A 12,417-nucleotide genomic window follows, 5' to 3' on the forward strand; every position below is an offset into this window, starting at 1 on the left:
AAGCCTGACGGCTGCCGCAATAGATCGCGGCCTTGCAACCTTGTCGCGCGCCTGGTCAAGCCTCTCCCAGCTGGCGCCAAAGTTGACCAGGAGGCCGCAATAACGCCTTCCCCTCCGCACTCCGCTGCGTATGCCTCGTCCATGGGATATGCCGGGCCGCCGGTCATCAAAGCATTGCGGGGCTTAAGCCAGCGCTTGCTCGCGCAACAGGAGCAAAACCCCTTGCCGCAGCTAACCACCCAAGCAAAGCGGCTTGCGGCACAGGAGGCTTTCCCACGCTATGGCGCCTGGAAAGTGGTGGTCCAGGCGGCGAACTGCTCAGCCGGCATCGGCGCGGCAATAAAATACCCCTGAGCATAGTCGCAGCCCAGCTCGCGCAGGCTCTGCCAGTCAGCGGCGGACTCCACTCCCTCCGCTACCACCAGCCGTCCCAGATGGTGGACAAGTTCGATGGTGGATTTCACGATCATGGCGGAGTCTTTGTCCTGCGACATATTCATCACAAAAGACTGATCAATCTTGATGTAATCCACCGGCAGTTTTTGCAGATAGCTCAACGACGAGTAGCCGGTGCCAAAATCATCCACATACAGTGCGACACCAGCGCATCGCAGTTCATGCAACAAGGCCAGCGCCAGCTCCGGGTCCAGCATCACGGAACTTTCCGTGATTTCCAGCTCCAGCAAGCCGGTGCGAATCGAACGCTGTTCCTGCCAAAGCCGCAGCTTGTCCGGCAAGGCGTCGTCCTGCAGATTGCGCGCCGATAAATTGACCGCGATGGGCAGCATCAGCCGCTGCCGCTGCCAGGCTTGCAGAAGCTCCAGCGTTGCCGTAATGACCCACTCGGTCAGCGGGTGGATAAGCCCGGACCGCTCAGCGATATCAATGAAGGCGCTGGGCCCCAACAAACCGTGCTGCGGATGCTGCCAGCGCACCAAGGCCTCGGCGCCGCAGACCCGGCCATCGGCCAGGCTGACCTTGGGCTGCAGGTATAGCCGCAGCTCGCCCTGCGCTATGGCATGGCGGAGTTCTCTGGCCAGCGTCAGCCGCTCCGCCTGCGTCTCGCCCTTGCCCGGTTCATACAGGCAATAAGCCACCCCTCGCTGCTTGGCCTGCTGTGCGGCCTTGCCCATGTGACGCAACAAATCGTGTACGTTCCCCCCATGTTGAGGGAACAGCGCGATTCCCACTCTTGCAGCAACGTCCAGGGTCAGCCCCGCCACTTCAAAAGCGGTGGTCATCGTCCAGGTGACCGCCGTGACCAGCACCAAGGCCTCTTGCGCATCGGCGCCGGGAAGCAAGACCGCAAATTCGTCGCCTCGCACGCGCGCGGCCAACGCGGCGGCGGGCAGGCAAGCCCTCAGGCGAGCGCCAAACTCACGCAATACCTGGTCGCCCTGCGCAAAGCCGAGCACCTCGTTGATTTCCCCCAGCCGTTCGATATTGAACTGCAGCACGGCCAGCATGCGGCCCTCCTGGCTGGCGTGCACAACGGCCAGCGTCAATGCCTCTTCAAACTGCAACATATTGGGCAGGCCGGTCAGTTGATCATGGCGCAGCATTTGCTGCATGGCTGCGCGGGCCTGCTCTCGTTCCCGCTGCGCCCGCAAGGAGCCGATGCCGAACGCGAGATCGGCGCTGGCCTCAATCAGCAAATCAATCTCGTCGTCGTCAAAGGTATCCGCCTGCTTGTCGTAAATGGTCAGGGCGCCGATCACGCGGCCATCCACCCGCAACGGGCAGGCCAGGCCGGATGCCGCCCCATACATCAAGGCCCGCAGCGCCTGGTACCGGCTGTCGTTCTGCATGTCGCGCGCCAGTTGCACCTTGCCGGTACGCACGGCTGTCGGCGTGATGCTGATGCCGCCGGCGGCATCGGCCCTGCCCAGGACAATGCCTTTCAGTTCGTCCAGCCCGCCGGCAAAGCCGCATTGAGCCATCGGCTGTAGCTCTTGCGCCTCTCCGTCGCCATACCAGATCACCGCCGTGTCGTAACCGCCGGCCTCAACAATGGCCCGGCAGCTGCTGTCCAGCAACTCCTGCTCGTCCTTGGCGCGCAACATGGCGCGGTTTCCGGCGCTGAGGGTACGCAAGGCGCGGGAGACATGCTCCAGCTCGCGCACTTGCTGAGACAGTTCGTTGTTGAGCAGCTGGATATGCTCCTCTGCCGCCTTGCGCTCGGTGACGTCGATGCCCAGCACGTAATAACCGATCACCTCCTCCTGCTCATTGCGTTTGGGCACATAGCGTATGTTTTGCCAAACCCCCGGAAAAGGCTGCCAGTCATAGTCCAGCGGCTCGCCTGCCAGCGCCTTGTCAATGCGCGGACAGGCTATGTCGTAACGCTCTTCCCCCAGAATTTCCTTCACGGCGCAGCCGGTGATGTTCACGCGCTCTGGCGCAAAGCGCTGCCGGTACTGTTCGTTGACATACACATAGAGGCGATCGGCATTGACATAGGCAATCAGCACCGGCACTGCGCTGAGGATGGCGTCCAGATGCGCCTCGCTTTCCACCAAGCGCAAGGACCGGTCCTGCACTCTCTCGGTAAGCAGGGCATTCTGCGCCAGTATGGTCAGCCGGGCATCCCGTTCCGCGGTGGAGTCATGGAATACGACCACCACGCCGTTCAGTTGACCGCCGCTGGCGATAATCGGGGCCACGGTGTAGCTGATCGGGCACTGCCGGCCGTCGCGCGCCACCAGTTCCCCATGCCAGGACTCCGGCATGTGCAAGGCCTGAGTCACCATTCTTGTGCCGCACGCCAATAAATCGATAGCCCGGTCGTCTTTATCCCGCCGCACGGTCAATATCTGTGACAGGGGCACGCCGACGGCCTCGGCGGCAGGCCAACCCGTGAGCAACTCGGCCACCAGGTTGCAACGGGTAATCAAGCCAGCCGCATTGACGGAAACAACCGCGTCCCCAATCGAATGCAGCGTGGCGGCCAGGCTTTCCTCGCTGGACGCCAATGCCTCCCGGCTGGCCTTGAGCGCCCGCCATTGCCGCCGCACCATGAAAAAAGTCCCGGCCAGCAGCAGGTAAAGCGTGATGCCGCTCAGGCCGTTCCACCATAGCTGCCACTGCTGTGAGCGCTCATAATCGATCTGCCTCCGTTCCAACACGTGGTGCTCTTCCCGGTCCATTTCGTCCAGCAAGCGATATACCTGTGTGCGGGAGGCGCGTAGCGGCGCTTGCGTCGCATAGGCGCTGGCTGCGGTTCCGCCCTGCTGGCGATACAAGCGCTCAACCTCACGGGAGATTGCCAATCGCTGATTGACGACTCTGCGCAGAGCCATCCAACGCTTAAGCTGTTCCGGGCTATCGCCGACTCGCACACGAAGCTGCGCCAGCAAGCGCTCGCGCGCGTCAATTGCCCTGTCGCGCTCCTTTAAATTGGATTCATCGCCTGTCAGGCGATAGTTCTGAGTGCTCATTTCCACTTGCGTGGTATCGCCGCGGATATGCGCCAACTGGTCCATGACCAGAACGCTGTTCGCCAGCCAGTGCGCGGCTTGACTGGCATTGTCGACAACCTTCCAGATGGAAAGCGACAGCGCCGCTACAAACAACATGGCAACGGCAATGGCGACTCGCAACTTGGCTTCAAATCGGTCTGGCAAAATGTCCACCCCGGCGTGCTGACCCCAATCAATATCCTATATAGATAGTAAATTCCGCCACGGTAGAACAAGGCATTAACCAAGGGTTTGGTCTTGAGGCCCCACAAACTCCAGTCCGCTCCCCCTTGAAAATTCCAACTTGATGAACCACGACGCATCCTTTGAAGGATGACAATCAAGAAACCCTCCTCTCCTCCGCCATTGGCTTGACGCCCCACCCCCGCCTCAGTACCCTGTGCCTCGCGCTGCGCCCAATAACGCCGCGCCGGGTTTGGAAGCCCACAAAACCTTTCCCCAGACCAGCTCAAGTCCAAAAGACCGCAGCCCGTCTGGTGCCACGCATGTCCCCACTCCTGGGCAGGCCGTGGCAGGGAGCCTTCACGGGCTACCGGTTCTGAAAGGTCTCCGGTCTTCCAACCTTGTCACGTGCCTGTCCAAGCCTCTCCGGGCAGGCTTCAAAGCTGACTAGGAGACCGCAATGCCCCCTTCCCATCCGCACCCCGCTTTCGCCAAACCACCGCCTGATCCACAGAGCCAAACCCTGGCCGCCTGCGCCCTGGCCTTGAACTGCCTCGCCACCCTGCGTCATGCGCTTGACGCCTTCCAATCCCACGCCGCACAGTCACATCAACCCCGTTTGCAGCATCTGGCCTGCGCCGCCACCGCGGTGCTGGACGATTGCGCCAGCCAGTTGCACAGCCTTTGCCCCGACGCCGTTCCCTGCCCGCGGAACGACGGGTTTCCAACACTGACTTGGAGACCGCAATGACGCCTTCCCTCTCTTTCGCCACGGCCGCTAAACCACCCCCGGCTGCCCGCTCTGTCAGACGCCCGCATCAGTCGGCGTTGAATCATCATATTTTTAACAAATTAAGTTGTCATTCCTACCATCCTATGGTCTTATGCGTTGATGACACTTGGGACCAAAGCCGTGACAGGGTTCCCGCGTCGTCAAACCGGATGTATGTGCTCAAGGATTGTTACTGCGCAAGCAGGCAAAACCTGATGACTTGGCTGAGGCCAAGCCGTCAGGTTTTTTTGTTTTCAGGGTGTGCGCTATGAAAATCAGCAAAATCTTGAACAACAACGCGGCCCTCGTGTTGGACGAACACCAGCATGAGTTGGTGGCCATGGGCTGCGGCCTGGGGTTCCAAAAGCGCCCGGGAGACGCGCTGGACCCGGCCCGGATCGAAAAACTCTTCGCCTTGCAAAACCATGAGCTGACATCCCGCTTGAGCGAAGTCTTGAGCGGCATCCCCGCGGAGGTGATGGCGGTGTGCGCCGATATCCTCAGCCTGGCGAAAAAGCAATTGGGCAAACTGCCCGAGGAGGTGTATCTGGCGCTGCTGGATCACTGCCATTTCGCGATTGAACGCCAGCGCCAGGGCATTGCCCTCCACAACGCGCTGCAATGGGAAATGCGCAGGCTCTACCCAAGAGAGTTCGCTCTTGGTCAGCAAGCGCTGATGCTGATTGAGCAGCGCCTGGGTCTGAGCCTGCCGGAAGATGAAGCGGGGTTCATCGCCTGGCATTTGACCAATGCCCAAATATCAACCGAGGCTCTCGGGATGCAAGCCATTTCCCAATTGATGCAGCAGATACTCCGGATTGTCACCTACCAGCAAGGGCGTGAGCTTGACGAGCAAATGCTGAACTACCACCGCTTCATTGCCCACCTGAAGTTTTTTGCGCAACGCGTGTTGTCGCAGCAGACATTGCCTGTTGGAGACGCCTCCTTGCATGCGGCGGTGAAGGCAAGCTACCCGCAGGCGTGGCGCAGCGCGGAAAGCGTTAGAGGCTTTATTTGGGAGCAGTACCAGAAGGAACTTGAGTTGGACGAGATGATGTTCCTCGCCATTCACATCAGCCGTCTGTAAGCCTGATCTTTACTCGCCGGCGGCTTTGAGCCGCCGAGACATCAACAGGGTTGTTACTGTCTAGAACAGGCAAAACCTGACCACGCCTCCCCCATTGCGGGCGGGCGCGGTCAGGTTTTTTTTTGAGCGTTCGCTCGCCATAGGGAGGAGAACAATGGACATACTCGCCAAGCTGATCGTCGCGGGAGTGGGCGGCAAGGACAATATTCTGAGCCTGGTGCACTGCGCCACCCGTCTGCGCTTCAAATTGCGCAACCCGGGGCTGGCCCATGCCGAAAGCTTGAACAGCCTGCCCGACGTGCTCATTGCGCTGGAGAGCGGCGGGCAATTCCAGGTGGTGATCGGCAACCAAGTAGCTGAGGTCTATCAAGCCATTTGCCAAGTCATTAAGCTGGACGACGAGGCTCCGGCGGCAGAGGCCACGGAGAAAGAAGGTCTGCTTAGCCGCTTCATTGACGTGGTTTCCGCTATTTTCACTCCCACCTTGGGCATCCTGGCCGCCTCCGGCATCCTGAAAGGCTTGTTGTCGCTGGCGCTGGTGAATGACTGGATCAGCGAAACCAGCGGCACCTACTTATTGTTGTTTGTAGCCAGCGATGCCTTGTTTTATTTCTTCCCGCTGGCCTTGGGGTATACCGCAGGCAAAAAGTTTGGCGGCAACCCTTTCACGGCGATGGCCCTGGGCGGCGCGCTCACTCACCCGCTTTCCATCGCAGCGTTTAATACCGCTCAGCAAACCGGCGGCTTGTCCTTGGATTTTGTCGGCATTCCCATCGTTTTCATCAATTACAGTTCTTCGGTGATTCCCATCATCCTTGCCGCGTGGGCCAGCAGTCGTCTTGAAGCTCAGTGCAACCGCATCCTGCCCGCCGCCATCAAAAACTTCCTGACCCCGCTATTTTGCTTATGTCTGATCGCCCCCATGACTTTTCTGCTGATCGGGCCAGTTGCCACCGGGCTAGGCCGCTTGCTGGCGGATGGTTTTCAAACCCTTTACGACTGGGCTCCGATGTTGGCCGGCGCGGCGCTAGGCGGCTTGTGGCAGGTTTTGGTGATCTTTGGCTTGCACTGGGGCCTGGTGCCGCTGATGTACAACAACTTGAGCCTGCTGGGCTATGACACTATGGGCGCACTATTGCTGCCGGCGGTCATGGGCCAAGTGGGCGCTACCCTGGGGGTTTTCTTGCGCACCCGCGATGTGCGCATGAAGTCATTGGCCGGCTCAGCGGTGAGTTCCGGTCTATTCGGCATTACGGAACCCGCCATCTACGGGGTGACGCTGCCGACAAAACGCCCCTTCCTCTTTGGCTGCGTCAGCGGCGCATTGGGCGGCTTGATCTTGGGCTACGCGCGCAGCAGCGTCTACTCGCCGAATCTGCCCAGCATTTTTACCTTCTCCCAAACAATTCCGCCCACTGGCGTCGATTTCTCCGTCTGGGGCGCGATTGCCGGCAGCCTGCTGGCCGCGAGTCTCGCCGCGCTGCTCACCTTCTTCTTCGGCCAGCCCAAGGCCGAGGCGGCGGCCGCCGCGACGGCAGAGGCTCCAACCGCGGTCGATGCCACATCGTCTTATCAAATCCTCTCCCCGATTCATGGCCAGCCCCAGCCGCTCGACACCGTGTCGGACCCCGCCTTCGCCAGCGGCGTGCTGGGCAAGGGCGTGGCCATCCTGCCCCACAGCGGCCGGGTGGTGGCGCCGTTTGGCGGCCGGGTCAAATCCCTATTCCACTCTTGCCACGCCCTGGCGCTCGTCGCCGACGACGGCACCGAAATGCTGATCCATATCGGCATCAACACCGTCAAGCTCGATGGCCGCCACTTCAACGCCCATGTCCGGACAGGCGACGCCATCACGGCGGGCGATCTGCTGTTGGAGTTTGACCGCGCCACCATTGCCGAGGCCGGCTTCGACATGACCAGCTTGGTGCTGATCTGCAACCCCGGCTGCCCGCAAGTGCAGCCTCTCACCATGGCCGAGGTGGCGGAGTTGGCCCCTCTGCTGGCCGTCAGTCGTTAACCACCGCATCAGGAGATATAGAGATGACATTGTTTCCCGCTGATTTTCTATGGGGCGGCGCTTTGGCCGCCAATCAGGCTGAAGGCGCTTACCTGGCCGATGGCAAGGGCCTGTCCACCTCGGATGTGCTGCCACAAGGGGTGTTTGGCCCCATCACCCAGCGCGTGGCCGGCGACAGCGGCCTCAAGGACCAGGCCATAGACTTTTATCACCGTTATCCGGAGGACATCGCCCTGTTCGCCGAGATGGGCTTTAGCTGCCTGCGCGTGTCCATCGCCTGGAGCCGCATCTTTCCCCAAGGCGACGAGGACGCGCCCAACGAGGCCGGGCTGGCGTTTTATGATCGCCTGTTCGACGAGATGGCCAAGCGCGGCATTCAGCCGCTAGTCACGCTATCGCATTATGAAATGCCTTATGCGCTGACCCAGCAATACGGCGGCTGGGCCAGCCGCCAGACCATCGCCTTTTTTGAGCATTACGCCCTCACCGTGTTCGCCCGCTATCGCGACAAGGTCAAATACTGGCTGACCTTCAATGAGATCAATATGGCGCTGCACGCGCCGTTTACCGGCGTCGGTCTGCCGCCGGACAGCGGCAAGCAAGCGGTTTACCAAGCTATCCATCACCAACTGGTGGCCAGCGCCCGCACCGTCAAAGCCTGCCGCAAACTGATACCGGATGCCAAAATCGGCAGTATGCTGCTGGGCGACATCGTCTACCCGCTAAGCTGCCTGCCGGATGATCAATTGGCCAGCCTGCGACAAAATCGCGCCTGGTTGTTTTTTGGCGATGTGCAGGCGCGTGGCGCTTATCCGGCCTATATGCGGCGCTTCTTCCGCGAGGAGGGCATAGCGTTGAAGATTCGCGCGTCCGACCTGGCGGATCTGCGCTCCACCGTAGACTTCATCTCCTTCAGCTACTACATGTCCGGCTGCGCCTCAGCCGATCCCACAGTGGGCCAACAGGCAAACGGCGTGCTGGGCATGGTGCCCAACCCTCACCTGCCCAGTTCGGAATGGGGCTGGCAGATCGACCCGCAGGGCCTGCGCTACCTGCTCAATCTGCTCTACGACCGCTACCAGAAGCCGCTGTTCATCGTGGAGAACGGCCTGGGCGCGCGCGACGAGGTGACGCCGGACGGCCGCATCCACGACCCCTACCGCATCCAATACCTCAACGATCACCTGCTGCAAGCGGCCGAGGCCCTGGACGACGGCGTGGAACTCCTCGGCTACACCAGTTGGGGGCCTATTGATCTGGTCAGCGCCTCCAAGGCGGAGATGTCCAAACGCTACGGCTTCATCCACGTCGATCTGGACGACCAAGGCCAAGGCAGCCTGGAGAGACGGCGCAAGGACAGCTTTTACTGGTATCGAGACGTGATCCGCAGCCGGGGACATACGCTTAAGCCGGCCGGCTAATCGCAGAAACGGGAATATTCGCGGCCTGCCAACATCGGGCCAAACCACCAAGGGCGCTGCCATAGGCCAGGGGCGAGCTTTGCCCGCGCCTAGGCAGCCGCCGGAATCATTGGGAGAGAATCATGCGCTTCGCTTTTTTCACTACCATGTGGTCTTCGTTACGGATTTTGAGTCTGATCTTTGGCGCTTTGCTGTACACCGTGGCCCTCGCGGAAAATCGTAGCTGGAACGGCACTGCCCTGGGGTTTGAGCCGCCAACCGGCGACCTGCTCAGCAGTCGTCTCGGGCTGCGTCAGACATTGCAAACTTATGGCTTCGAATACCAGCTGGCCCATATCAGCCAAACCGCCTACAACGCCAAAGGCGGTTACAACACGGACAAGAAAGCCGAATACATCGACCAGTTTTCGCTGACCTTCACTCAAAACCTGGAGGCGCTGACCGGCATGCCCAATGCCGCAATCGAGGGCAATATCGTCAACCGCAATCATGACAACAATCTGACCAGCACGCGGCTGCAAAACCCTCGCGTTGGCTTCAACGACCTGGCGCAGGAAAGCTGGGGCGGCCAGTCCATTACCCGGCTGGGCTGGCTGACCTTCCGCCGCAGCTTTCTCGACGGCAAATTGCAGTGGCGGATAGGACTGATGAACAAGGTACAGGACTTCGACCAGATCATCCCCTGCGATTTCCAGATGCTCAGCCTGTGCGGCGGCAAATCAGCGGACTCGCGCACCTGGTATAACTGGAATGTTCATTACTGGGGCAGCACCGTGCAGTACAAGCTCACGCCGGAATGGACCCTCTTGGCCGGCTTGCTGGAGCAAAACCCGCAAGCGCCGTCGCGCAGCCACGCCTGGAGCGTATCCACCGACGGCAGCCGCGGCATTCTGCTGCCGCTGGAAGCGGAATGGAAAACCCGCCATTTTGGCCTGCCCGGCATTTACAGCCTGGGTCTGCTGTATACCAATGCGAAGCAAACGGATCTCTATCTTGGCCAATCCGGCGGCCCCGGCGCGCTGGACCCAGGGGGCTATCGCCAGTACCGCAACACATGGTTCTTGTATACCGGCTTCAACCAGCAACTGAGCCGCCACGCCGATAACGCCAACCGAGGACTGAGCTTGGCCTGGAGCCTGGGCCTGGCGGACCAGCGCAGCAACGCATCGCGTTACTCCACCTCGCTGGCCCTACGTTATCGCGGTCCCTTTGACGCCCGACCAAACGACTGGCTGGCTTTGGGCGTCGCCAAAATGCAAGGCAGCTCCAATTTTCGGCGCAGCCAGAATTTCTTGAACCAGCAAAACGGAGTCGAAGACTATAACGATCCGCGTTACGCGCCTCTGCCGGAATCATCAGTGAATGCCGAGCTGTATTACCGTTTCAAGCTGGCGCCATGGCTGGAGCTGCAACCCTTGATCCAGTATTGGGGACGCCCCGGCGGCCTTGCCCAAACTTCAGATGCCTGGGTACTGGGCCTGAAAACCGCGGTCAATTTCTGATATTGAACCCGGGCATTACCAACTTTGGTTTTTCAAATGGGTGAATCAAGGAATGCCATGACAACGACCTTGCCCGCCATGGAGCAATTAAGGCGCTTGAACCAGAACCTGAGCAATGCACAGGACCAGAGCGCCTTGCCGCAGCTTGGCCGGCAACTGGCCCGGCAATGCGAAGAGATGGACGCCCGTCTGACGCAGGGCCTGATCGACATCCGCGCCGCCCATCTCGGCCTGCAGGCCATCCTGACCCTGCTGCAGCGCCGCGACGAGCCCTTGCTGTGGAGCAGCGAGGAAGCCGCGGCGCTGCTGGAGCCGCTGCAACAGCGCCTGAGCCAGGGCTTAAGCCGCATCAACCGCCTGGTCTAGCCCGCCTGGCCTCCCTGTCGGCGGCCGGCGGGCCTCAGGTGCTGCTCTCGCTCAGCAGCCCCGCCAGGGTCAGCAGCCCGGACGCGCCGGTGGCGCCGTTGGGATCGGCGACATCCTCGCTCTGCGGGATGACCGACGCATCCGTCGGGCCCAGCCACAGCGGGGCCAGCCGGCTGAGGCCGCCTTGCATCAGCAGATCCGAGATCAGATCAAAGGCCGCGGCGGGCGATTGCAGGCGCAGCCATTCCGAGGCCGGCAGCCCCGCCGCGTCCGTTGGGCTCACCTGCAGCTTGGCCGCCATCAGTTGCCGGCGGAAGGCGCTCACCTTGCGGCTGTAACCGCCGGCGATGTCCCGATCGAACGAGGCCACCGCCATGCTGCCGTCGAAGGTCATGCCGCGGCGCCGGAAATGGGTGGCGCCGCTCAGGCACCAGACGTCGTCGACAATGACGGTGGTGGTGCGCAGCTGCGCCCAGCGGCCGGGGAAGCCGCGCGGGTGGAACACCGCCACGCGCGCCGCGCCGGCGCTTTGCAGGATGTCCACGGCGTCCTTGCGCTGGGCGATCGCCCTGCGCACAAAGGGCGCGTACGCGGGCGCGAAGTCCGTCTCGCGCGGCAGGCAGACAATCACTTTCAGATTGGGGTTGGCCGCCATCCGGTCCGCTATCTTTTGCGCAAGGTCTATCTCATAGGCGGCGGGCGGGCCGCTGGGCCGCGCGGTGCGGGCGAAACCGGCGGTCTCGATGTAGATCAGTTCATCGGCCTCGCCGATGGCGCGGGTCAGCGCCCAGAGCGAATCGCGGTTGCCGTGCTTGGAGACGAAGAATTCGCGCCGCACCGCGTTGATCAGCCGGTCTTCGTTGGAGATGGTGATGGACGGCGCGCTGCCCAGCCCCAAGGCGGCGGCCAGCTGGTTGAGCAGGTTCTGGAAGGTGATGGGCGAGGACGAGCCCAGCGGGTTGTCGTCGGGCAGCAAGGACAGCTCCGGCGTTTCGCATACCGCGCACACCGTTTCCAGCGCCACGCCCGAGGAGCTGCCGGGCGTGGCCGCCGGCGCGGCGGCGGGCGGGTTGAAGTTGTTGCCGCCGGACATGGCGATCCAGCCCGGCGTGCTGTCTCCGGGCAAGGGAAAGATGGGCTGGACGCGGCGCAGCGCGTGCTGGGCCAGGTCGTAAGCCAGCGCGCCGGTGACGCGCACGCCCGGCGCATGGGTGTCCGGGCCGGCGGGGTTGCCGGGGTTGGCGTTGGCGTGGTCCGCCGATCGGCTTTCGCGCGCCCAGCGGCCGCCGCTGAGCACCGCGTCCCAGTCCAGCCCCGCCGATACGTTGGCGCTGGGGACGCCGGTGACGACGATCGCGTCGAAGCGCGCCATGGTGGGCATGCGCGGCCCTTGGCGCGGCTGGGTTTCGGACATCAGCGCGCGCGCCAGATCCGCCGCGGTGGCCGGGGAGCCGCCCGGCGGCGTCACGGTGCGCGGCAGGCCGAAGAGCGGCACCGGGCAGATGGATTTGATGTTGTCCGGCCAGGCCGCCAGCGGGTCTCCGGCGGCGAAGGGGTCGGCCGGCGCGGCCGCCGGCCCGGCGGTGATGACGGCGCGCTGCGCCACCCACA

7 protein-coding genes are annotated in these 12,417 nt (G+C 62.1%); 5 read left to right on the forward strand and 2 right to left on the reverse strand.

Annotated elements, in window-relative coordinates:
- Nucleotides 1–278: 278 nt before the first annotated feature.
- Nucleotides 279–3,632, reverse strand: coding sequence for an EAL domain-containing protein (locus ACODSD_RS07615; protein WP_488877099.1), 3,354 nt, complete (start codon nucleotides 3,630–3,632; stop codon nucleotides 279–281).
- Between the two features lie 1,049 nt (nucleotides 3,633–4,681).
- Between ACODSD_RS07615 and licT the strand changes: the two genes are divergently transcribed.
- From licT to ACODSD_RS07640, 5 genes are all read left to right on the forward strand, one after another.
- The gene (gene licT / locus ACODSD_RS07620; protein WP_107801716.1) at nucleotides 4,682–5,500 is read left to right on the forward strand and encodes a BglG family transcription antiterminator LicT; all 819 of its coding nucleotides are present in this window, start codon (nucleotides 4,682–4,684) and stop codon (nucleotides 5,498–5,500) included.
- A gap of 154 nt (nucleotides 5,501–5,654) precedes the next feature.
- Nucleotides 5,655–7,517 (forward strand): PTS beta-glucoside transporter subunit IIABC, encoded by a 1,863-nt coding sequence (bglF, locus tag ACODSD_RS07625; protein ID WP_488877100.1) that lies wholly within the window; start codon nucleotides 5,655–5,657, stop codon nucleotides 7,515–7,517.
- A gap of 23 nt (nucleotides 7,518–7,540) precedes the next feature.
- The gene (locus ACODSD_RS07630; protein ID WP_488877101.1) at nucleotides 7,541–8,938 is read left to right on the forward strand and encodes a glycoside hydrolase family 1 protein; all 1,398 of its coding nucleotides are present in this window, start codon (nucleotides 7,541–7,543) and stop codon (nucleotides 8,936–8,938) included.
- 122 nt (nucleotides 8,939–9,060) lie between these two features.
- A complete protein-coding gene (locus ACODSD_RS07635; RefSeq protein WP_488877102.1) occupies nucleotides 9,061–10,440 on the forward strand; it encodes a carbohydrate porin in 1,380 nt (459 codons plus the stop codon).
- 57 nt (nucleotides 10,441–10,497) lie between these two features.
- Entirely contained in the window at nucleotides 10,498–10,806 is a 309-nt protein-coding gene (locus ACODSD_RS07640; protein ID WP_253313584.1) for a DUF1484 family protein, read from the forward strand.
- A gap of 34 nt (nucleotides 10,807–10,840) precedes the next feature.
- On the opposite strand, the gene ACODSD_RS07645 is transcribed toward ACODSD_RS07640, so the two are convergent.
- Nucleotides 10,841–12,417 (reverse strand): phospholipase D-like domain-containing protein (locus ACODSD_RS07645; RefSeq protein WP_488877103.1); only part of this gene is annotated, 1,577 nt, incomplete at its 5' end.

It is taken from the genome of Chromobacterium sp. FG22, from assembly GCF_057809415.1.